Origin of the sequence: Flavobacterium sp. CF136 (assembly GCF_000282055.1) — a bacterium.
In the GTDB taxonomy this organism is placed as follows: domain Bacteria; phylum Bacteroidota; class Bacteroidia; order Flavobacteriales; family Flavobacteriaceae; genus Flavobacterium.
Genome location: NZ_AKJZ01000032.1, coordinates 48,277 through 73,051, shown reverse-complemented (window position 1 = coordinate 73,051; position 24,775 = coordinate 48,277). Strand labels below are relative to the sequence as shown.

Below are 24,775 nucleotides of genomic sequence, written 5' to 3'. Positions count from 1 at the left end.
TGTTTTATGACTTTTTGACATTTAAAAGTGATATATATCATAGTTTTGATGTCATTTTGTCTTTATTTTTACTATGGAATATAATTTGAACATTGCTGCAAAGTTATATCATTTAAAGTTAAATTTTAACGCTATAAATTCAAATTTTGATGATATCGAAATATTTAATAATTAAAATCAAACCTAAATCATACAAAGATGAACATAAATAAATTTACGACTAAATCTCAGGAAGCCATTCAGCTATCACAGCAGCTGGCTCAGCGATATGAACAACAACAAATAGAAAACGAACACATTTTTAAAGCTATTTTTGAGGTTGACGAAAATGTAGCGCCTTTTATTTTGAAAAAACTCAACGTAAATGTGCCTTTGTTTTTACAAATTTTAGACAGTACAATTCAGAGTTTTCCAAAAGTTTCCGGAGGCGATATCATGCTTTCCAGAGATGCAAATAAAGCTTTGAATGAAGCTGAAATCATTGCGCAAAAAATGAACGATGAATATGTTTCGATCGAACATTTAATTTTAGCCATTTTTGATTCAAAAAGTAAGGTAGCCCAAATTTTAAAAGATCAGGGGGTAACCGGGAAGGCTTTAAAAGCGACTATTGAAGAACTAAGAAAAGGGGAAAGAGTAACTTCGGCTTCAGCTGAAGAAAATTATAATTCATTAAATAAATATGCTAAAAACTTAAATGAATTAGCACGTACAGGAAAACTGGATCCCGTTATCGGGCGTGATGAAGAAATTCGACGTGTGTTACAGATTTTGACCCGTAGAACAAAAAATAACCCGATGCTGGTTGGTGAACCCGGAGTTGGTAAAACAGCTATTGCCGAAGGTTTGGCACACAGAATTGTTGATGGTGATGTGCCTGAAAACCTAAAAGACAAAATTGTTTTTTCTCTGGATATGGGAGCATTGATTGCCGGAGCCAAATATAAAGGAGAATTCGAAGAAAGATTAAAATCGGTAGTGAAAGAAGTTACTGCTGCCGAAGGTGATATCGTTTTATTTATTGATGAGATTCACACACTTGTAGGAGCGGGTGGAGGCGAAGGCGCTATGGATGCTGCTAATATCCTGAAACCGGCTTTGGCCCGTGGAGAATTAAGAGCCATTGGAGCGACAACTTTAGATGAATATCAAAAATATTTTGAAAAAGATAAAGCGTTGGAACGTCGTTTTCAAAAGGTTTTAATTGACGAACCGGATACTGAAAGTGCGATTTCAATTTTGCGTGGTATCAAAGAAAAATATGAAACCCATCATAAAGTTCAAATTAAAGATGAGGCCATTATTGCGGCAGTTGAACTTTCGCAACGTTATATTACGAATCGTTTTTTACCAGACAAAGCTATAGATTTGATGGACGAAGCGGCTTCTAAATTGCGTATGGAAATCAATTCGAAACCAGAAGAATTAGATGTTTTGGATCGCAAAATCATGCAGCTGGAAATTGAAATTGAGGCCATTAAACGTGAAAAAGAAGAGAGCAAACTTAAAATCCTGCACATGGATTTGGCAAATCTGAAAGAAGAACGCAACGAAATCTACACTAAATGGAAATCAGAAAAAGATGTTGTAGATGGAGTTCAGGCAGTAAAATTAGAAATTGAAGATTTTAAACACGAAGCTGAGCGTGCAGAGCGAGAAGGTGATTACGGAAAAGTAGCTGAAATTCGTTACGGAAAAATCAAAGAAGCGCAGGAACGTTTAGATGTTTTATTGAAACAATTGCAAGAGTACCAATCAGGACATTCTTTGATCAAAGAAGAAGTAACCCGCGAAGATATTGCAGAAGTAGTTGCAAAATGGACCGGAATTCCGGTAATGAAAATGCTTCAGACCGAAAGAGAAAAACTCTTGCATCTGGAAGACGAATTACACAAACGTGTAGTGGGGCAGGAAGAAGCGATCGAAGCTGTAAGTGATGCTGTCCGCAGAAGCCGTGCCGGTTTGCAGGATATAAAAAAACCTGTTGGAACGTTCCTGTTTTTAGGAACAACCGGAGTTGGTAAAACAGAGCTGGCAAAAGCTTTGGCAGAATATCTTTTTGATGACGAAAATTCCATGACCCGTATCGATATGAGTGAATATCAGGAACGTCATAGTGTAAGCCGTTTAGTTGGTGCGCCTCCGGGATATGTAGGTTATGATGAAGGTGGACAATTGACGGAAGCTGTTCGTAGAAAACCATATTCTGTGATTTTGTTAGACGAAATAGAAAAAGCACATCCGGATACTTTCAATATTTTATTGCAGGTTTTAGATGAAGGCCGATTGACTGATAATAAAGGCCGTTTGGCTGATTTTAAAAACACGATTATCATCATGACATCTAATATGGGAAGTCATATTATTCAGGAGAAATTCGATAATTTAAAAGGAGGAATTGAAGCTGCTACCGAAGCTGCAAAAGTGGAAGTTTTAGGTTTATTGAAACAAACGGTTCGTCCGGAATTTATAAATCGTATTGACGAAATCGTATTGTTTACGCCTCTAACAGTCGAAAATATTTCGAGAATTGTAGGCTTACAACTTAAGAGTGTGACCAAAATGCTGGCTTTGCAAGGTATCACAATGGATGCAACTCCAGAGGCAATTCAATATCTGTCAGACAAAGGTTATGATACTCAATTTGGTGCAAGACCTGTAAAACGTGTTATTCAAAGAGAGGTATTGAATCAGTTGTCAAAAGAAATTCTGGCTAACAATATTACAACCGATAGTATCATTCTGATAGATGCATTCGATGGAAAATTGGTTTTTAGAAATCAAACTCATAAAGTTTAATGATTTTTGTTTAGTTAATTATTAAAATGAAAGAACATCAGTCGAAAGGCTGATGTTCTTTTTTGATATCTATGATAGTGGAGTGTAACAACCAGGAAGAAGAAGGGGGCAACTTTAATTAAAAAGCCAATCCCCTTATTTTAAACTTACACACGCATTATTTCGATTATACTTTTTTATTTTACAATAATCTTTTTTGTTTGTTTGAAATTTTGGGATTCTATAGTTACAAAATAAATACCTTGTGATAAGCCTCCTGTGTAATATTGTTCTTCGGGATTATAATTTTCTTTTTCGAATATTATTTGCCCCTGAATATTGGTTATTTTTAAACCGAATGTACCAGAGTCTATATTTGGCACTTTAATATTAATTAAAGAAGAAATATTTGTTGGGTTTGGATAAATAATAAAGTTTGAAGCTGAACCTGAATTGTCAGCAACTGAAAGATTTTCGGAAATAGTAGCTTTCCAATCCCACCAATTTTTATTTACGCTGGCCGTACTTATAGCTCCTTCTCCAAGTTTAATTTTATAATTAAACTTAGCAGTACGAGTAGATTCTCCCTGAAAAATATAATCTGAATTACAGATTACTGCAAATATAACACCATTTGCCGGCTGACCTTGCCCGAAAGAGATTGTGCAGTCTCCTGCATACACTGGCTGAGAATAAATGGTTTTTCCTTCTTTGGTACGATAGCATAATTGTAAAGACATGTTTTTTCCCAAAGGCTGAAAAAATACAGTAGCTTGATTTCCTTCAACATGAATTGGAATAAAGTTAGCTCCGGACCAGCCAGGCAGAGTTTTTTCTTCCGGAATTAGATAGTCGTTCTCATCTGTTGTAGTTGTGGCATAAGGCGTGGCTGTCCATTTCTCTACATTTATAAGAGCTGGTTGTTCAGGACCTAGTTCACGCCCCATATTATTGCGATACAAATTTAAAATTGGCTGTTCGAATTTTCCAAAATCAGCCAATGCCAATCTGGCTCTATATTCCTGAACCATTTTACGCATTTTAGTATCTCCAATACCATTAACAGTTCCATTGCCATTAGCTATGCCTTCCAGTACGCGGCCTTCACAATAATTCCATACCCATGGTAAACTTTTTTCACCTACAATTTCTCCTAAGAATGTTGGAAATACAGAACTATATTGAACACCTCCAATAATATCCCGGGTCAGTCTTAAAGTAACTCCATTTGCATCCTGAACTCCGGAATCGACACCTTCGGCAGACGGTCCTCCGAAAGTTCCGTCCTGAAGCCATCCGCTATAACATTCTATTGGAATAAAAGGGGCAATAACAGAACCTGCACTTAGCCATCCTAAATCAACATTGCTATAGTCTTCGCTCCCGGATTTTTTGATATCTAATACTGTTTGCAACCAAACGTTAGAGCCTTCGTGAAACCAGGCAGAATTTCTGCACCCGGGCAAAGAGGCATATATGGCATGAATACCTTCATGTGTACAAGCGCCGGTTTGATATTTGGCATCCGGAAAAGTGGTATTAGGATCAAAACTGGCAACAGGATAATAGGACAAAAGAACCATCGGCCAGCTTTGTCCATCTGGAGTGCCAACACCACTTTGCCAGCCTCCTAAATCTGTATTTGATGCAGTATCGGTACATAACCCTGAACCATACAAATATACCGAACTGCGATATCCTTCTCTGTATAATTTGTCTGGAGGCCAGCCCATATTATCTCTCAGGAAAGTGAAATCCCCATCTAGGCGTTTTAGCAGTGCGTCTACAGCAGCATCTGTCACCAGTGAGTTTGCATTAGGTCCTTTAACAAAGGTCCATGAACCATAATTTCGTGACGAAGCACCATTACAGCCGTCATATCCAGGGTAGTCATCCTCTAAATTTTTTAATGGTTTTGGAAAATCCGGATAATCGCTTTTAAAATCGTAATGAAGTGTAGTGTCGTAGGCAGGCCAGGAAGTAAAATCGCTATTTTCACCTTTGAATGTTAAGTAAAAATCAATGGAACTCTCGGTGCCACAGCTATTAACATATAAAAAGGTATAGGTTCCTGAGTTTACTTCCTGTAAATTTGATAAAGTGATATTTTGATCCAAAGATTCAAAATTATTGGGACCAATCCATTTCATTTTGGCACCGGTTTCATTACCTGGCACAGTAGCTTTGAACTGCACACTTTCCCCTGAAGAAATGACGGCATAATTTAGGTTTTTTTCTTGTCCATTGTTTACTATGACACTAGAGGTTAATGAAGTAGGATTACATTCAGTAGTCTCAGTTCCAAAAGCTTGAAATTCAGTTACACCCGTAGCTGTTGTGCTTTTCATGTAAATTCTTAATTTCCTGGATTTAAAATTTAAATTTCCGACAGTATTGAATTGATTTAAAGCCAATCCAATAGTACCGCCATTGACCCAATTAATTCCGTCCCAATATTGAATGTATGCATCTGTAGGTTGTCCAATACCGCCATAATCGGTAAACCAATACACTCCCACAGAATTTATTGCATGAGCAAAATCCCATTCATATTCAATCCAATTATAAGTATTGTAAGCACCCTCTCCGTCCCAGTTTCCATAAACAGGGTTGGTTCTGTCTTCCGAACTAATCGGTACAAAACCATCATTCACAGCATTAAGACTTTCCCAGGGAGAAACATGGGAGGTAGTAATCTTTGTTGAATTTAGCATAGCTAAATTGGTTTGAGCATTTAATTCTCCTATGAATAGCATAAAGGTGCTAAAAAATAGAAATGGCAGAAAGTGGAGTAGTTTTTTTTCTTTCATTGTGAAAAATTTTGGTTGTTAATTTTTTGAAATAAAATCTTTGGTACTGTATGAATAAGTATTTTAAATCTCTTTCTGTTTATTATGAGAAATGTTTTTAAATAACTTACTAATTTTTAACTTTCATTGATAAAGCAAGTTAGGAGTATTTTTAATTTATTAATAGGTACGTAATTACCTAATAATTAGTAAAAGTTATCCAGTATTAATTTTGTAGTAATAAGAATCTTCCTGATATAACTGATTTCTCGGTAACCTAAAAAAATGTAGCCTTTTTTAATTCAGAGCAGAAGTGCAAATCATATTTTTTTTAAATCCGTGAATAATGAAACTTTTTTTAAAAGTGATATAAATAAAACGATTCGTAAAATCCTCAAATTTACAGTAACTAAAAACATATTATTATGAACAACATATTTAGAGGATTAATAGCGGGTTACGGTGCGAAAAAACTTGGCGGAGGATGTTTTGGAACTATTTTAGTTTTTGTAATTATCTGGTTACTTTTAGGGCAATGCAGTTAATTTTAGAAAAACATTTGGCAAAAAAGTAGTAGATTCGCACCTATAAAAAATGATATGCATAGATAAATCTGGCGCTATTAGCTAGCGGTTTATGCAATTCTTAAAATAAAAAATTTATAATGGCATCAGGTTTTTTCGTACTATTAGATGATATCGCAGCAATCATGGATGATGTTGCAGTAATGAGTAAAGTTGCAGCAAAAAAAACTGCGGGTATTTTAGGAGATGATTTAGCCGTTAATGCCGAAAAAGCCTCAGGATTTGCTTCTTCAAGAGAGCTTCCTGTTTTATGGGCTATCAGCAAAGGTTCACTGCTTAATAAAATCATTATTTTACCAATCGCATTTTTATTGAGTGCTTTTTTTCCGTTTGCTATCATTGTAGTCTTAGTGCTTGGAGGTCTTTTCTTAGCTTATGAAGGAGCTGAAAAAATATATGAATTTATATTTCCTCATTCACATGAAGAATCAGAAGGAATAACAGAAGAAACTTTTACCGAAGAAGAAATTCTGGCAATGGAAAAAGGAAAAATAAAATCAGCAATCATAACCGATTTTATTCTATCGGTAGAAATCGTAATCATCGCTTTAGGAACGGTAATCGGAAAGTCTATTTCACAGCAAATAATTGTCGTATCAATTATAGCAGTAATCGCAACAATTGGCGTTTACGGGATTGTAGCATTAATTGTACGTATGGATGAAGCAGGTTATAAGCTTATTAAATTTAGTAAAAGAGAAAAAAGTATATCAAAATTTATTGGTAATATTTTGGTAAAAGCCCTTCCGTTGGTTATAAAAAGTCTAACTGTAATTGGTACAATTGCATTACTATTAGTTGCAGGAGGTATCTTCGTACATTATATTCCATTTTTCCATCATTTGGCGACTAAAATAAATATCCCATCAATTATAAAAGAATTTGTACTAGGTTTAGTATTAGGGCTTATAGTTTTAGGGATTGTGAATTTGTTTAAAAAACTGTTTAGAAAAGGCTAACTAAAGAATATCTTTTACATTATATAAAAAAAAACACCAGCATTTGCTGGTGTTTTTTTATCATCTTATCTTAAACTTGCTCCAAGCTCAGTTTCAAATGTCTGTTGCAATTTCGACATGATCTTGTCAATTTGAGAATCCGTAAGTGTTTTGGTACTGTCCTGAATTGTAAAACTCAACGCATATGATTTTTTACCTTCCGGAAGATTTTTACCTTCGTAAACGTCAAATAAATTTACATCTTTCAAAAATGCTTTCTCTGTTTGTTTGGCCAGATTATAAATACTTTCGTATGTTGTGTTTTGGTCAATTAATAAAGCCAAATCTCTGCGTACTTCAGGATATTTTGGGATTTCGGTATATTTAATTTTTCCGGTAATGATTTTTAAAATCAAATCCCAGTTAAAATCAGCATAATAAACATCCTGTTTTATTCCGAAATGTTTCAAAATCGATTTTTTAACAACCCCCATTTCAACTAATGTATCGTTGTTGTAGCAAATTGATGTCCCTTCAGAAAAAACATCTGATTGTACCGGAGCATTAGAAATTTTATCGATTCCTAAACGGGCCAAAATTGCTTTAGCATATCCTTTCAATAAAAAGAAATCAGTAGATTTTTGTGGACTTGTCCAGCTTTCTCTATTTCTGTCTCCTGAAATTGATAAAGTTAAATGTTTGTGTTCTTCGTAACCGTTAAGGTATTTATGATATGTCTTTCCGAATTCAAACAGTTTTAAATCAGAATTTCTTCTATTGATATTATATGAAATCGCTTCTAAAGCAGAGAACAATAAAGACTGACGCATGGTTGCCAAATCACCACTTAAAGGATTAAGCATCGTAACATTATGTTCTTCCTTAAGAACAGTTGACAATTTTGCGTAAGCAGCTGTAGTTAAAGAATTGGCCATCATCTCATGAAAACCTTGTGAGTTTAACTGTGAAGCGATGATATTCTGTACTTTATAATCTTCTGTTCTTGGAGAATTCGAAACGGTTGCATTGAACTTTTTAGAAAATTCAATATTGTTATAACCATAAACTCTCAAAATTTCTTCGATTACATCTATTTCACGTTGTACATCTACACGATAAGCCGGAATAGTTAATCCTAAACCGGAATCAGAAACACTATTGACTTTGATATCTAATGAAACTAATATTTTTTTGATGGTATCTTTTGGAATTTCCTGTCCAATAATTTTTGATACATGGCTGAAGTTCAGTAAAACAGAAAAATCTTCTATTTTTTTAGGATATACTTCAACTACGTCAGATGTAATTTTTCCGCCTGCTACTTCCTGAATCAAAAGTGCAGCACGTTTCAGGGCATATTCAGTAATAGTTGGGTCAATTCCCCTTTCAAACCTGAAAGATGCATCAGTGTTTAATTGATGTCTTTTAGCTGTTTTACGAATGCTAACGGCATCAAAATAAGCACTTTCTAAGAATATTGAAGTTGTTCCTTCAGAGACTCCTGATTTTTTTCCGCCAAAAACACCAGCAATACAAAGCGGTCCTTTTTCGTCACAAATCATTAAATCTTCTGCATGCAATGTTCTTTCGACATCGTCTAAAGTCGTGAATTTTGTACCTTCCGGCAATGTTTTTACAATTATTTTTCCATGGATTTTTGCAGCATCAAAAGCGTGTAATGGCTGTCCTAATTCATGTAAAACATAATTAGTGACATCGACAATATTATTTTTTGGAGTTAATCCGATTGCTTTTAAGCGGTCTTGCAACCAGGCTGGTGATTCCTGAACAGAAATTCCGGAAATCGTTACGCCACAGTATCTTGGTGCCAATGCAGGTTCTTCTACACTCACATCAATTTTTAGAGTACGCATATCAACTCTGAAATTACTAACTGACGGAGTAATCAATTCTACATTTACGCCACGTTGCAGCATTCCTGCTCTTAAATCACGGGCAGTTCCAAAATGGCTCATTGCGTCTGCACGATTTGGAGTTAGTCCAATTTCGAAAACTTCATCATTTGCAAGCTTAAAAACTTCTGAAGCAGGTGTTCCGGGGATTAAAGTATCCTCCAAAACCATGATTCCGTCATGTCCTGAGCCAAGACCTAATTCATCTTCTGCGCAAATCATTCCGTGACTTTCCTGTCCACGAATTTTACCTTTTTTAATAGTAAATTCTCCTCCTTCTTTATCATATAAAATTGTTCCAATAGTGGCTACAGGAACTTTTTGTCCTGCTGCAACATTTGCAGCGCCACAAACTACCTGAATAGGAGCTTCTAAACCAATGTTTAAGGTTGTAATTTTTAATCTGTCTGCATCAGGGTGTTTCTCGCAAGTCAGTACGTGTCCTACAACAACTCCTTCTAAACCACCTTTTATCGATTGGTATTTTTCGACAACTTCAACTTCCAGGCCTAAATCCGTTAGTAATTCGGAAGTTTGTTCAGATGTCCAGTCTGTTTTAATGAATTGTTTTAACCAGTTGTAAGATATTTTCATGTTAACTTTATTGTTCTTGAATAAAGGTGTAAATATAAGGATTGATTGCGGGAGTTGGAAACTATTTTTTTATTTTTTGTCTTTAAAAAGTACCGTTTAACGGAATTGTAAAGAACAAAAATGAGTAAAAAAGTTATCGCAATCGACTTAATAATCCATTTAAAAAAATTAGGTTGAAATTTTTAAATCAATTCTTCCACATGTTTTTTAATGTTTTCTGAAATCTTTCTGATTGGCAGATCATTTTCATCATCACCAAACGGGTCTTCAATTTCTTCCGCAATTAATTCCAGACTTGCCAAAACATAGAAAATAAAAACCACAACAGGAGCAACATAATATCCTATGCTTAAAGAATAACCAAATGGTAAAGTCATCGTGTAGAAAAAGATGAATTTTTTAAGAAAAGCACTGTAAGAGTAGGGAATGGGTGTGTTTTTTATGCGTTCACAAGCACCGCAAATATCTGTAAAAGCAACTAATTCAGCATTTAAAATAATAAGCTGGTCGCCGGTTATTTTTTTTGCTTCATATAAGTCATTTATTTTATGGGACATCATTCTTTTTACCTGATTAGGCTTGTGTTTATGATGATCTAATTCTAAATCAACATCATCAAAAAGCTGTTTTGCAGTTTCAGAATTGTTTAAATGTTTGTATAGAGTTGAGGCATATGCGGGGATAAATTTTCTAAAAAACTTTCGGTCATTTTCATCTTTTAGAATACCTGAAAGTTTTATGGCAAAATTCCGGCTATTATTTACCAATCCTCCCCAGAGTTTACGTGCTTCCCACCAACGATCATAAGCAGTATTGGTCCTGAAAACTAATAATAAGGAAATTACGAAACCTAATATTCCGTGCATGACTGGAATATTTTTAATGTAATGATTTTCGTCAATTCCCAGGTAAACTACTTCAAAGTATCCAACAAATGCAGAGTAGATACCAATTCCAATCATGACAGGAAATAATTTTCTTACTGTATCAGATTTGTGAAAATGAAAAATAAAAGAGAACCAGTCTTTAGTATTATATGAAATCATTTAAATGTATTTTCAAACAAAATTAAACTAAAAACTAATATTTCCGGCTAATTCTTTCAATGCAATTTCAGATAATTTTGCCTGATATTGAGCATTGCTGTAACTAACTTTTGCATTGACATAATTCAGTTGAGCCGTTCTGAATTCTAAGGTGGTGATTGTTCCAATTCTAAATTTATCCAATGTGATAGACAAATTCTGTTTAGCTATTTCTACATTATCATCTACCAGGCCTATTAATTCAATATTGGTTAAATACGTTTGAAAAGCAGTACTTAATTGTGTATTCAAAATCATATTTTGCTGATCGATTGCAATTTGAGAATTTTCAATCTCTAATTTGGCTACTTTTTCATTTCGATGCTGATTGAATCCATCGAATATATTCATTGATGCGCTAAAACCATAACTTAAACCATGTGAAGAAGCCTGACTGGTAAAGCCCAGGCTTGACTCACTTTTAGCAAAATTGTAACCTGAATTTAATTGTACAGTAGGATAACGACCGGCTTTTACTTGCTTTAATTGTAACTCGGCAATTCGTTTATTAATGATTTGTTCTTCTAAGTCAGGATTTTGTTTTTGTGCCAAATTCAATAAATCGGCAAGAATTAATTTATCATCAACCGTTACTGCATCCGTTACTCTGAAGTCAATTTTAGGATCACGGGCAAGATATTGGTTCAATAGAATTTTGGCATTGGCATAAGATTCTTTTTGGCGCAATAAAGTTACCTGATCTGAATTTAAATCGACCTGAGCATTTAAAACCTCTAATTTAGAAGCTTTTCCGATCGTAAAACGGTTTTTTGCCAAATCTAATCTCTGATTTGAAATGACAATTGTTGTATCTAAAGCAGCCAATTGCTGTTGTTGCTGTACCAAATCATAATAAGCGGAATTAACTTGTCCGATTTTTTCTAAAATGGTTCTTTTTAACTCAGTGTCACCTAATTTTTGAAGTTCTTTTAATTGGTCTAATTTCGCAAACATCTTCATTCCGTCAAAAATCGTCCAGTCAAGACTTACACCATAATTTAAACTATTGTTTTTTGCATTATTCAATGATGTCGTTGTTCCGTCCTGACGTGTCTGAGATGAATTTTGAATACTGTTGTTATCGACTATCGAAGCCGAAGCGACTGGTAACATACCGGAATTTCCGACAGTTACATTGGTTTCGTTTATTTTTGAATTGTTTTTGGCAATTTTAATTTCAAAATTATTTTCTAATGCAATTTTCATGGCATCTTCAATAGTGAGGATTTCTTGCGCATTACTTTTTGCTATACAAAACAAAAATAAAATCAGGCTTTTTAATATTGTTTTAGTTTTCATAACTATGAATTATTGACTGCGAATTACCATTTTAAAACGAAACCCGCAGCTTTTAATATTATTTCAAATTTAGAATCTACGATTTACTTTCTTTTTCATATTCTTCGATATGGTCAAATTCCGGATAATGTTTTCGGGCTTTAGACCACATTAAATAAATTGCAGGAATTACAAAAAGTGTTAATGCCAATGAAAAAATAGTTCCTCCAACAATCACAACTCCCATTCCGATTCGACTGGTAGAAGCTGCCCCCAGTGACAATGCAATTGGCAAAGCTCCTAATGCAATTGCTAAACTCGTCATTAAAATAGGCCGTAAACGGGCTTCCGAAGCTTCTAAAATAGCTTCTAATTTAGGTTTCCCCTGTTCTCGCAGCTGATTGGCGAATTCTACAATCAAAATACCGTTTTTTGTTACCAGACCAATAAGCATTACAGTTCCGATCTGACTGAAAATATTCCAGGTCTGATTGAATAACCATAATGAAAATAAAGCTCCTGCCACCGCCATTGGTACAGTCAGAATAATAATAAAAGGATCTATAAAACTTTCAAATTGAGCAGCTAAAATTAAAAATATTAATAAAAGTGCAAGCCCGAATGCGAAAGAAGTATTAGAACTGCTTTCGACAAAATCCCGGGATTCTCCACTTAAATCGGTAGTGAAACTTTCATCCAAAACTTTAGCTTTTATCTGATCCATCGCCTGAATACCATCGTTGATACTTTTTCCCGGCGCCAGACCAGCCGAAACCGTAGCTGACATATAACGGTTATTGTGATACAATTGCGGAGGATTACTTTGTTCTTCAACATGAACAACATTGTCCATCTGAATTAGTTCTCCTTTACTGTTTTTTACAAACATCGATGTCAGGTCCAATGGTTTTGAGCGGTCTTTTTGATCAAATTGTCCAATAACCTGATATTGTTTTCCATTTTTGATAAAATATCCAAAACGCTGTCCACTTAATGAAAGTTGCAGTGTTTGTGCAATATCCATAATAGAGATACCCAAACTTTCGGCTTTTGCACGATCGATACTTACATTGATTTCAGGTTTGTTAAATTTTAAATTTACATCAGTAATAGAAAAAACATCACTTTTACCAACTTCATCCATAAAAACAGGAATTTTTTCTCTTAATTTTTCAAAAGTAGGTGCCTGAATAATATACTGTATCGGTAAGCCTCCACGTCTGTTTACAGCAATGGTAGGTTGTTGGGTTACAGAAGTTTTGGCATTTGGATATTTTTTGGTCCATTTAGTTAATTTATCTGCAATATCTTTTTGAGATGCTTTTCTTTGATCAACATCTTTTAATGCAAGTCTGACTAAACCACTATTTACAGAAGCTGAATTAAAGCTGGGTGAAGTAATAACCAAACTTACCTTTTTCTCAGGTATAGAATCGTCAATTAGTTTAGAAATTTCCTGCATGAAACGATCTGTATACTCATACGAAGACCCCTCCGGAGTTGCCATACGCATAGTTACGGCACTACGATCGTCATATGGGGCAGTTTCTTTAGGGAGTATAGTAAAAAACAAATAAATTAACCCAAAACAAACAATCAAAATAGGGAAACTGATCCATTTTTTTGCCATGAAACGATTTAAAGCATCGGCATAACCACCATTTAATTTTTCGAAAAAAGGTTCTGTTTTAGTATAGAATTTCGACTTTTTTTGCTCTCCGCCTTTCATTAAATAAGCATTCAGCATTGGAGTTAAAGTCAATGAAACAAAGGCTGAAACTAATACAGCGGCCCCTATTACTACTCCAAACTCCCTAAAGAGGCGTCCCACGAAGCCTTCCAGGAAAATAACAGGCAGGAATACAGCTGCAAGAGTTATTGAAATAGAAATTACGGCATAAAAAATTTCGTTGGAACCTTTAATTGCCGCTTCAATTGGCGACATGCCCTCTTCGACTTTTTTAAAGATGTTTTCGGTTACTACAATTCCGTCATCCACCACTAAACCAGTAGCCAAAACAATGGCTAATAAGGTTAATACATTGATTGAAAACCCGAAAAGCCACATGATAAAAAAGGTAGCAATTAGAGAAACCGGAATATCAATTAAAGGTCTAAAAGCAATTGCCCAGTCCCTGAAGAATAAGTAAATAATAATGATTACAAGAATAATTGAAATCCCTAAAGTTTCGGCAACTTCAAGTACCGATTTTTTTACGAAAATAGTGTTGTCAAGAGCAACATTTAATTTGATGTCTTTTGGAAGGTCTTTTTGTAAAGTTTCATATTTTTTGTAAAATTCTTTTGAGATATCTAAGTAATTTGCACCCGGCATAGGTACAATCGCCAGACCAATTAACGGAAGTCCCGATTGGCTTAATTTTGTTTCAATATTTTCAGGACCTAATTCAGCACCTCCAACATCACTTAAACGAACGATTTTATCTCCGTCTGTACGAATGATAATATTGTTGAACTCTTCCGGTTTAGAAAGATTTCCAACCGTTTTTACTGTTAATTCGGTATTGTTTCCGGTTAGTTTTCCGGAAGGTAATTCTACATTTTGTGCATTCAAAGCATCGCGGATCTCGGCAACCGTACAACCGTAAGCAGCTAATTTTGCAGGATCAATCCATAGGCGCATAGCGTAACGTTTTTGACCCCAAATCTGAACGCTGCTCACACCCGGAATAGTTTCTAATCGCTGTGAAATTACATTTTCGGCATAATCACTTAATTCTAAGGAATTTCGCGAATCACTCTGAACAGTCATCGAAATAATAGCATCACTATCGGCATCTGCTTTAGAAACTACCGGTGGTGCATCAATATCCTGAGGTAAACTTCTGATGGCCTGCGAAACTTTATCACGAACATCATTCGCAGCTTCTTCTAAATTTTTATCTAAATTAAACTCAATTGTAATATTACTGCTTCCCTGATTACTGGAAGAAGTTATGTTTCTGATTCCGTCGATAGCATTTACGGCTTTCTCCAGAGGTTCTGTAATTTGTGATTCAATGATGTCAGAATTGGCTCCGGTATAGTTCGTCCTGATAGAAACCTGTGCCGGATCAATTGAAGGGAATTCCCGAACGCCCAAAAAGGTATAACCAATAAAACCGAATAAAATAATCAAAAGATTCAGTACAATGGTTAAAACGGGTCTTCTTATACTTGTAGTTGATAAACTCATTATGATGTGTGATTTTAAAGTTCAGATTTTAGATTATAAAAATGTGGAATACATTGTCCAAATTCAAAACTCATAACTTAAAATTGCTATTTTTTTACTTTAACTTTTATTGGAGCATCATTTTTTAATGACATAACGCCACTGGTAATTAAGGTATCGCCAGCTTTTAATCCTGATAAAATCAAAATAGAAGCATCGGTTCTTGTAGTAGCATCCACCATAACTTCTTTGGCTTTGCCAATATTTGCTATATAAACTTTTTTACCGTTTTGAACAGGAACAATAGCTTCTGAAGGTACTACTATTGCATCTTTGATAATGTTTAAAGGTAATTTTACATCAGCGAAAGTACCCGGGAAAAGTTTTCCATCAGTATTGTCTGCAATAGCACGAATTTGTAAAGTTCGGGTTGCAACAGCAATTTCCGGTTCTATCGCATATATTTTTGCGTTATACACTTTATCTGATCCTGAAACAGTAAAATCTATCGTTGACCCTGATTTTACTTGTGTTGCGTATTTTTCAGGAATAGAAAATGTGATTTTTAATTTGCCTGTATTTACCAATTTTGCAACTACAATTGTAGGAGTGATGTAAGTTCCCGGAGAGATAGAACGCAGACCGATTTTTCCTGAAAAAGGAGCTTTTACAGATGTTTTGGAAATTTGAGCCCTAATCAATTGGCTTTGGGCCTGCGCTGAAGCAAAACCTGCATTTGCAACATCAAATTCTTCCTGACTGATAGCTTCTTTCTGAAGTAATAATTTGGCTCTTCTTTGATTTTCAGCAGCCAGGTTTTCCTGGGTGGAAGCTTGTCTTAATTGAGCTTTCAGTTCAATATCATTTACCTTAAAAAGAACCTGCCCTTTGTTTACATAACTGCCTTCTGTAAAGTAAATCCCTTCTACAATTCCTGAAACTTCACTGTGGATTTCTATTTGTTCATTTGCTTCAATAGAACCTGATAGCGATAAATTATTATCAAAAGTGGTTGTTTTAACAATAATTCCGGTTACAGTTGTTGGTGTGTCTTTATCGCCGGATTTTTTAGATTCGTCATTTTTACTTTTGTTAGATATCACTCTGTAGGTAATAAATCCTCCTAGTACGATAATCAGTAAGGCGTAAATTAGGTTTTTTACTTTCATAAATTAAGGTAAATGTGTTTTATAATTTCGAGTTTAGTAAGTATACAAATTTAGTTTTTTGAAACCAAAACTTGAGATATTGGCAGTTATTTAACATTTGTATGTACAACTATTTTTAGCCCGTCTTTCGATATAAAAAAGCTTGGACTTTCATTTTAAAAAAAGGTTTAATCAGAATGTTTTTTTTATTAAAAAAAGGATACAGGCAATTTGAGACTTTAAGATAAAAATAATTAATCAATGAGTGTAATGATAACTACTCTTATTTCATAAAGAAAAGGGCTTCGACTAAGTTTATCCTGAGCGAAGTCGAATGAACTCTGCCTGACACTATATTTTTAGACACATGGTAATAAAATTCAAAAAAAAATGCAATAAAAGCGTTTTCCTTTTATTGCATTTAAAGTTTTTGATTTTCAGTTTTGCTATGAATTGCTGAACTGAAGATTGCTTAGGTTCTTATAAATTCCATTTTCAAGATTTATTAATTCCTGATGGGTTCCTTCTTCGGTAATTTTTCCGTTATCTAAGACTAAAATTTTATCAGCGTTTCTAATTGTCGAAAGACGGTGCGCAATAATAATGCTTGTTCTTCCTTCCATTAAAACCTCCAAAGCTTCCTGAACCAGTTTTTCACTTTCACTATCTAAAGAAGATGTGGCTTCATCTAAAATCAATATGCTTGGGTTTTTTAACAATGCTCTTGCAATTGCAATTCTTTGACGTTGACCGCCTGATAATTTTACACCGCGTTCTCCAACCAGAGTTTCGAATTTTTCAGGGAATCCTTCAACAAAATTTAATGCATTCGCTTGTTTTGCAGCCAGCATTATTTCTTCATCAGAAGCGTCCGGTTTTCCGTAGGCGATATTTTCTCTGATTGTTCCTCCAAATAAAATAACATCCTGAGGAACAATGCTCATGTTTCCTCGAAGGTTTTCTAAATCGTAATCATAAATACTTTTTCCATCAACCAGAATTTCACCTGATGTAATATCATAGAAACGCAGTAATAACGAAGAAATAGTCGATTTTCCGGCACCACTGGGACCAACAATAGCTATTTTTTGGCCGAATTCGGCTGTAAAGTTTACATTTTTCAGAACTTCAACTTCCTTACGGGAAGGATAACTAAATGCAACATTCTGAAAAGCAACGTTTCCTTTGATTTTTTCTAAAGAAGTCGTCTTTGGATTTGCATTAATTTCTTCGGGAGTTTCCTCTAATAATTCAAAAACGCGTTCAGTCGCTCCAACCGCTTTTTGAATCTGGGCATACATTTCGGCTATTCCTCCAAAAGAAGCGCCAATAAAGGTTGTATAAAGTACAAACGAAATCAAATCTCCAACGCCTTGAACTTCGCCTTTTATAGTTAAGGTAATTCCGTACCAAACAACGGCAACTACGCATCCGAAAAGGCATAAAATAATAAACGAAGCAAAATAACCTCTGTATTGACCGCCTTTGATAGCAATTTTTACAATTTCCTTAATTTTGTTTTTATAACGCTGAATTTCGTACCATTCGTTGGCAAAGGCTTTTACATTGCTGATACCCTGCAAAGTTTCTTCGACAATTACCTGGCTTTCGGCTACTTTGTCTTGTGTTTTTTTTCCGTATTTACGAATAAATCTTCCAAAAATTACTGCTGCAACAGCAACAACCGGAACTATAGCCAGCATCATCAAAGTTAATTTTGGACTAATGCTTCCTAGAATTACGAAACCTCCAATAATCAATATAAACTGGCGTAAAAATTCGGCAATTGTAGTGGTAAAAGTATCTTGCAATTGCGAAATATCAGCGCTGATTCGGCTATTTAGTTCACCAACACGTTTTTGAGAGTAAAATGACATTGGAAGTTTAACAAGGTTCTCATATAATGCAAAACGAATATTTGATAATGAATTTTCAGTGAAATTTACAAAAAGAGAAATTCTGAAAAACGAGAATATTGCCTGTAAAACCAGAATTCCCATAAGAGCAACAGCAATTTCGTTAGCCTTATCAAGATCTTTATTTGTAACACAATCTACTAGCATTCCCATCAATTTAGGAAAGGCGAGGGCAGTGGCGCTGGTTAATAATAAGAAAACCAAACCCAGGAAAAATTTCCATTTATGGTTTTTAGCGTATTTAAAAATTCGAAGTGCTTTTTGAAGTGAGTTAGAGTCTAATTTAGCTTTCGGTAAATCATTTTCTTGAAATCTTGCCATGTGAGTATACATTTAAGGTATGCAAATGTATGACTATAGCAAATGAATACAAAAGATTATTCTAAATTAGCTTTCCGGATTTCGTTTTTTAACTAAATGCTAAGAAAATATCAAGTTTTATTTGTTTTTTAAGAAGCTGAAATATAGATTGATAAACGAAAACAGTAAAAAATATTTCACTTTTTTCTAAATTATGTTTGCAAATACAAATTCTAGCTGTATATTTGCACACCTTTAAACAAAGGGCGATTAGCTCAGCTGGTTCAGAGCACCTCGTTTACACCGAGGGGGTCGGGGGTTCGAACCCCTCATCGCCCACAGAAAACTCCATTAGAAATAATGGAGTTTTTTTATGTTTATACTTTTCGAATCTTAAGAATGTAATGCTACAGCCAATAAATCAGATCTTTTTTTATTTTCAGTCTATCCCAGTTTTGAATACAAATTCAGAATTCAAAGACTTTATAGCTTCTAAAATGCTGTAATAATTTTTTATTACATTTGACATAGATATTGTTTTGGCAATTTTATTGCTAAAAAAGGAATCAAAGTATAAAACCCAAATTTTAAAAATGAAACAAAAACTAATAACTCTTTTATTTGTATTTACGGTTATCAATATATTTGGGCAAACGCCAACCGTGTCAGAACCTGGCAAAACTAATTCTCCTAATAATGAAGTTTTACCGCTTAATGATATGGTCTCTAATAAAGTCATAAATCCACTTACAAAAGTTCCATTAGATGAAGCTTCAATCCTAATTTATGATTATGATGGCTCCCTTTTCTCATTTGATTTAGAAACTGAAACAACTGGCTGGACCGTAAAAGCTACGGATTCCCATACTGAAATGTGCGCAAATGCAGTGACACTACACGATGGAGTTATATACGTTCCGTTTATTAACGGTGAAATTTTCGCAATTGATAACCAAACCGGTGCTGTTTTTTGGAAATCAAGGTTAGGTAATGTTAAAGATCAAATTATATTAAAAAATCAAATTCCAACCATAAATGATGGAAAACTGTATATAACAACTCAAAATAGTAACATTTATGCTCTTGATATAAAAGATGGCAGTTTAATATGGAAATACAAGCTGGATTCAGTAAATAATGATATTCCTGTTCTCTTTTTTGACAACAAAGTTTTTACCCAAAGTGGCTCCAATTTCTACAGTTTTGAAGCAAATACAGGAAAAGTTTTTTACCAAAAAAGCTTTGAAGAACCTATATACGGAAAGCCTGTAACGGATGGTGAAAATGTATTTATAGCAAATGGAAAAAATGTGCTTTTTGCCTTAAGCCCTGATAAACCAGATGTTTTATGGCAATTTAAATTTGATGAAAATCAATATAATATCAAGGAGCGTATTTTTTGCAAAGACAAAAAAATATATTTTGCAGCTCAAGGTGCAACAGTTTCTTCTGTATATGCTGTTGATTCAAAAACAGGAACTCAGCTATGGAAAACTGACTTTAAAGATGACAATGTCGAATACATCCAAGAGGAAAGTGATAACGTTTGGGGATATACCCGTAAGGGAAGACTTTTTCAATTAGACATAAATAATGGCGAAATAGCATTCGAAGCAAATTTAACAACATTGCCTATTTCAAATCTTGAATTTCCTGATGATGATAATTTATTATATTATTATTGTGATGCAGGTTTAATTCAATTTGATTTAAAAGAAAAAGACGAAAACGTATTTTATATGCGAACTTCTATTATGGACAATGTCTATAGGGCATATCTAAAAATAATTCGATAATAAAACAAGAAGTTGTTTCGTGAGCTTTTACAATAAATCAGGTTGAATTTTCTCAAGACGGCTGTTTTCTTGGGGCCTGCTTTATTTACTTCAATTCAAAAGTTATACTAACACTTCCGTTGCCGAGTGCTGCAGAAAGTCCGGTTGTATCGTCAATACGGCCAAGTCTTGTGTAGCTATAAGATGTAGCTCGTTGAAATTTTCTTCAAATCAAATATAAAATGTTCGTAAACAAGGTCATAAGGACCACAAAAAAAACTCCATTATAATGGAGTTTTTTTATACTTTAGTTTTTTCTATTCATAAAATAGTTGTACATGATATAATAAAGAATCTAAATCAAAATGAATACCCAAGAGTCAGCATCCAGTTTCTTGGCGCTCCGGGGAATAATCGTATATAGTCATAACCACCAACCCAGTAGGTTTTATTGGCAAGATTGTTGGCATTTAACTGAAGTTTGAATTTGTTAATAGTATAATACAAAGTTGCATTTGTAACAGCATAACCCGGTAAAGTTTGTGTGTTGGTCTGACTCATAGTCCTTGTGGTAACATAGTTAGCTCCAAAGGCAATTCCAAAATCTTTCAAAGTTCCATTTGTAAAATTATATCTGGTCCAAAGATTACCTTGATTATTGGGAGTATTTGGTTTTTGCCTTCCTACCTCTTCGACTATAGGACTGTCGGTAATATGAGATTCATTATAAGAATATGCAGCCGAAATACTCCATTGAGGTAAAATATTACCAGTAATATCTACTTCGATACCTTTCGAGTTTTCTTTACCTACAGCTCTCATTAAATCCGGATTAGTTGCATCATTGGCAGTATATAATGTATTTTTTTGTTCAATTTTATAAAGTGCCAGGGTAACAAATAAGTTATCATTAAACCAGGATGATTTTCCACCCACTTCGATCATATTATTTTCTAAAGGATTAAAAGGACCTCCCGCATTTGGATTTGCAATAACCGATGCTGTTTGTGGATTGTATCCTTTTACATAGGTACTATAAAGATTGATATTAGGATTTAAGGTATACGTAAGACCTACACGAGGAAGAAAAGAGTGTTGTTTTACTTTTTCTTCGTTTGGTTTTTCATAATTTGTTCTGTCTATATATTCGTCATAACGAAAACCAATTAATGCCTGCAATGGTCCCCATTTGATATGATCTTGCAAATAAACGCCGTAAGTTGAATAATAAGACTGGTCGAATGGTACAGTTGTGTAAAAATATTTGCTTATATCTTTTAATTGCTGCGATGAAGAAGGGTTAGCCAAATCAAAATGTGCCACATTGGGAACCGGATTTCCTTTTGAATCTAATAAATAAGCACTTTTATTATTTGGATTGTACGTAGCAATCGCTCCGGTATTACTGGCATTTCTGTATCCTCTTGCCTGTAATTGAGATCCTCCGGCAGGAACTTGTTCTTGTGCGTAATCATAACCTAAAATTAAATTATGAGTAAGCGCTCCGGTTTCTGCTTTATAATTCATAAAACTGGCTATGTTATCAATATAGCGTTTTCTTTTTCGCATAAAAACCTGCATCTCAATCTGTGTTGGAATAGTTGCTCCATTGCCATCTACTGCATATTTATTAGCGCCGCGATGTTCTAATAAATCTTCACTGTAACCTGTTCTGATATAGGAACTGGAAAAGCTTAATTTATCAGTAAACTGGTGATTTAATGATGTTGTTAAAATGTATGTTTCTTCATTTAGATAATCATTTGTCGAATTGAGTGACTGGCTTGTTTTAGTAGAATATAAATCATTTTCATAAGTAGACTGGCCACGATCCAAAACACTTTTAGAGCTGGTATAAATCAAATCCAGATTAACACGTGTTTTGTCATTTGGTAAAAATGACAGGGAAGGAGCAATCACAGTGTTTTTATCAAATTGTAAATCTCTAAAAGAATTGGCATTTTCATAACCAAGATTAAGACGGTATAAAAGTGTTTTTTCTTTGTTTAATGGTCCGGTAAAATCCGCTAATGCCCTAAGTGTATTAAAGCTGCCGGTAGAAAAACTAACGCTGTTTGCTGCTTTATCAAGTGGCTTTTTAGTTACCCTGTTTACAACTCCGCCCGGAGAAGCATTACCAAACAGAGCAGATGATGGACCTTTTAAAACTTCAACCCTTTCCAGATAATTAGCCAGAGGCTGTTTCCAGAAACCGGTAGAAGTTCGCAATCCGTTAAGTAACTGCGTATTGCTTTGACCATTTATTCGGAAACCTCTAATAGAAATATCGTCATAAAAAGTAAACTGACTCACCCCGCTAAAGTTTTTTACAACTTCTCCAACACGAATGGCACCTTGGTCGGCTATTAATTCTTTAGTTGCATAAGAAACTGCTTGTGGTAAATCTTTTAATGCGATTTCTGTTTTTGCTCCAATAAAGGATTTAGTATTTTTATATGACTTCTCTTTTCTTCCGGTAATTTCTACAGTTTGCAGTTGATTAATGTTTTCCTCCATTACAATGGAAAGATTTATTTTTGAATCTTCCTGCAATTCTATTTCTCTTGTTTGTGAAGTATGTCCTAAAGAAGTGATTAAAAGGGTGTATTTGCCGGGTTTTATATTATAAAATTCAAAATTTCCCTTGTCGTCTGTGGTAGTTTTTTCACCAGTGTTCTTTATTGTTACCGAGGCACTAAAGCTTTCGATGTTATTTTCGGATGTTATTTTTCCTTTGATTTCGGTATTTTGGGCCCGAATAAAATTAACAAAGAGTACAAATACCAGGATGTAAAGTGATTTCATTTTTGATTTCTAAAATTTCTGCAAATATATATTTATTTAGAATAAATAAAAATAAATTAAAATAGTGTGATATTTTTGACGAGATTGTTATATTTTTTTATTAAGATGTTGAACTATAAATGTTTATGATTGTATAGTGAAATGTATATATTTTATTGTCGCCTAATAACATTTTTTGCCAAATGACAAATCTTCAATAAAAAGATATTCCTAACTTGCCATCATGAAAGAATTGGTAGAATATATTTTGCAGTTTGGCAATTTAAATCAGCAGCAGATCGAGTTAATCTCAAAGAAAGCAACGGAATTAGAGCTTCGTAAAGACGAATATTTTTCTGAAGCAGGAAAAATTGCTGTACAGGTAGGTTTCATTTTAGATGGAATCATGCGGGTTTGTTACTATGATAACAAAGGAGAAGAAATCACTAAATATTTCATCGAAGAAAATAATCTTGTAGTAGATTTAGAAAGTTTTGAGAATAGCATTTGTTCTTCGGCATATGTGCAGGCTGTCACAAATTGTAAACTTATTGTGTTTTCTAAACCCGATTGGGAAGAACTTCTGCAGACCATTGTGGGCTGGGATACTATTGTACATAAAATTATCTCCAGAGCATTGATTCAGAAAGTAGCCAGAAGGAGTCCTTTGGTTTCAGAAGATGCTACGACACGTTATTTGTCTTTTATGGAAAAATATCCTAAGGTTATCAATAGAATTCCGCTTTCATATTTAGCTTCTTATTTAGGAATTACACAGTCTTCTTTAAGTCGAATTAGAAAAAATATACGCTAAAATCGCTTTTTGTCATATGGCAAATGATTTCGTTTTTTATCGATGCAACTTTGTACTCAATAATTTTAAAAGAAAAAAAAATGAATTCTAAGAATCACGAACAGAAAGAAAGCAATAAAAAAGGGATGAACAAATCAGTACTAATTACAGGAGCAAACAGAAGCATCGGTTTAGAAACAGCTAAACAGCTTTCAGAAAAAGGATTGTTTGTTTATTTAGGAAGCCGTGACCTCGAAAAAGGGGAGGAAGCTGTAAAAGAATTAAACAAAAAAGGGCTTAATAACATTAAAGCGATTCAAATTGATGTTAATAATCCTGATAGCATTTTAGCTGCCAAAAACATTATAGAAAACGAACAGGGCAAGTTGGATATTCTGATTAACAATGCGGGTGTACTTGGCGTTTTGCCACAAGAACCTTCAATAACTTCAATAGAAGATATTCAGAAAACATTTGACACTAATTTTTTTGGAGTCATAAGAGTTACTCAGGTATTTCTGGAACTGCTTAAAAAATCGGATAGTCCAAGAATTAGCAATATTACTTCGGGACTTGGTTCGCTTACTTTACACAGCGACCCAAATTGGAAATACCATGCTATAAAAGGAGTTTGTTATGTTCCGTCGAAAGCGGCTTTAAATGCATTTACCATTACATTAGCTTATGAACTGAGAGATCTGCCATTTAAAGTAAATGCAATCGATCCGGGCTATACTGCAACAGATTTCAATCATTTTAGCGGTCCCGGAACTGTAGAAAGTGCAGCTGGTTTTATAATTAAACATACTTTAACTGATGAAAATGGGCCAACAGGAAAATTTTTCAGCAATGATATTGAAGACGAAAGCGAAGAAAGTCCCTGGTAGATATAAGTTATTGAAAATAAAGGTGATAGTACTTGTGA

Annotated in this window: 13 protein-coding genes and 1 tRNA gene; 6 read left to right on the top strand and 8 right to left on the bottom strand. The window is 34.3% G+C overall.

Annotation, left to right across the window (positions count from 1 at the left end; translation table 11 throughout):
• Positions 1-198: 198 nt before the first annotated feature.
• Complete coding sequence (gene clpB / locus PMI10_RS11445) at positions 199-2,799, top strand: ATP-dependent chaperone ClpB (protein WP_007807901.1); 2,601 nt, start codon at positions 199-201, stop codon at positions 2,797-2,799.
• A 176-nt stretch (positions 2,800-2,975) separates the two neighbouring features.
• On the opposite strand, the gene PMI10_RS21680 is transcribed toward clpB, so the two are convergent.
• Entirely contained in the window at positions 2,976-5,588 is a 2,613-nt protein-coding gene (locus PMI10_RS21680; protein WP_007807900.1) for a T9SS type A sorting domain-containing protein, read from the bottom strand.
• 643 nt (positions 5,589-6,231) lie between these two features.
• On the opposite strand from PMI10_RS21680, the gene PMI10_RS11430 reads away from it, so the two are divergent.
• The gene (locus PMI10_RS11430) at positions 6,232-7,110 is read left to right on the top strand and encodes a DUF808 domain-containing protein (RefSeq protein ID WP_007807898.1); all 879 of its coding nucleotides are present in this window, start codon (positions 6,232-6,234) and stop codon (positions 7,108-7,110) included.
• 65 nt (positions 7,111-7,175) lie between these two features.
• On the opposite strand, the gene pheT is transcribed toward PMI10_RS11430, so the two are convergent.
• The 6 genes from pheT to PMI10_RS11400 all read right to left on the bottom strand — a co-directional run bounded on the left by pheT (position 7,176) and on the right by PMI10_RS11400 (position 18,519).
• Positions 7,176-9,596, bottom strand: a complete 2,421-nt coding sequence (pheT, locus tag PMI10_RS11425) for a phenylalanine--tRNA ligase subunit beta (RefSeq protein WP_007807897.1) — start codon at positions 9,594-9,596, stop codon at positions 7,176-7,178.
• 182 nt (positions 9,597-9,778) lie between these two features.
• Positions 9,779-10,642, bottom strand: coding sequence for a bestrophin family protein (locus PMI10_RS11420; protein WP_007807896.1), 864 nt, complete (start codon positions 10,640-10,642; stop codon positions 9,779-9,781).
• A gap of 27 nt (positions 10,643-10,669) precedes the next feature.
• On the bottom strand, positions 10,670-11,980 hold the full coding sequence (locus PMI10_RS11415) for a TolC family protein (RefSeq protein ID WP_007807895.1): 1,311 nt from the start codon (positions 11,978-11,980) through the stop codon (positions 10,670-10,672).
• Positions 11,981-12,056: 76 nt separating this feature from the next.
• The gene (locus tag PMI10_RS11410) at positions 12,057-15,155 is read right to left on the bottom strand and encodes an efflux RND transporter permease subunit (protein ID WP_007807894.1); all 3,099 of its coding nucleotides are present in this window, start codon (positions 15,153-15,155) and stop codon (positions 12,057-12,059) included.
• Positions 15,156-15,241: 86 nt separating this feature from the next.
• Positions 15,242-16,303 carry an efflux RND transporter periplasmic adaptor subunit gene (locus PMI10_RS11405; protein ID WP_007807893.1) on the bottom strand — a complete coding sequence of 354 codons (1,062 nt, stop codon included), beginning with the start codon at positions 16,301-16,303 and terminating at the stop codon, positions 15,242-15,244.
• 425 nt (positions 16,304-16,728) lie between these two features.
• Positions 16,729-18,519: an ABC transporter ATP-binding protein gene (locus tag PMI10_RS11400; protein WP_007807891.1), complete on the bottom strand. Its 1,791-nt coding sequence runs from the start codon at positions 18,517-18,519 to the stop codon at positions 16,729-16,731.
• 243 nt (positions 18,520-18,762) lie between these two features.
• Here PMI10_RS11400 and PMI10_RS11395 point away from each other — a divergent pair.
• Both PMI10_RS11395 and PMI10_RS11390 read left to right on the top strand, forming a co-directional pair.
• Positions 18,763-18,837: transfer RNA gene (locus PMI10_RS11395), tRNA-Val, on the top strand.
• 254 nt (positions 18,838-19,091) lie between these two features.
• Positions 19,092-20,294, top strand: coding sequence for an outer membrane protein assembly factor BamB family protein (locus PMI10_RS11390; RefSeq protein WP_007807890.1), 1,203 nt, complete (start codon positions 19,092-19,094; stop codon positions 20,292-20,294).
• A 339-nt stretch (positions 20,295-20,633) separates the two neighbouring features.
• Here PMI10_RS11390 and PMI10_RS11385 read toward each other — a convergent pair whose 3' ends face one another.
• On the bottom strand, positions 20,634-23,078 hold the full coding sequence (locus PMI10_RS11385; protein ID WP_007807888.1) for a TonB-dependent receptor: 2,445 nt from the start codon (positions 23,076-23,078) through the stop codon (positions 20,634-20,636).
• A gap of 223 nt (positions 23,079-23,301) precedes the next feature.
• On the opposite strand from PMI10_RS11385, the gene PMI10_RS11380 reads away from it, so the two are divergent.
• Together PMI10_RS11380 and PMI10_RS11375 are read left to right on the top strand one after the other, a co-directional pair.
• Positions 23,302-23,871: a Crp/Fnr family transcriptional regulator gene (locus PMI10_RS11380; protein WP_007807887.1), complete on the top strand. Its 570-nt coding sequence runs from the start codon at positions 23,302-23,304 to the stop codon at positions 23,869-23,871.
• Between the two features lie 80 nt (positions 23,872-23,951).
• Positions 23,952-24,737, top strand: coding sequence for an SDR family oxidoreductase (locus tag PMI10_RS11375; protein WP_007807886.1), 786 nt, complete (start codon positions 23,952-23,954; stop codon positions 24,735-24,737).
• Positions 24,738-24,775: the final 38 nt, after the last annotated feature.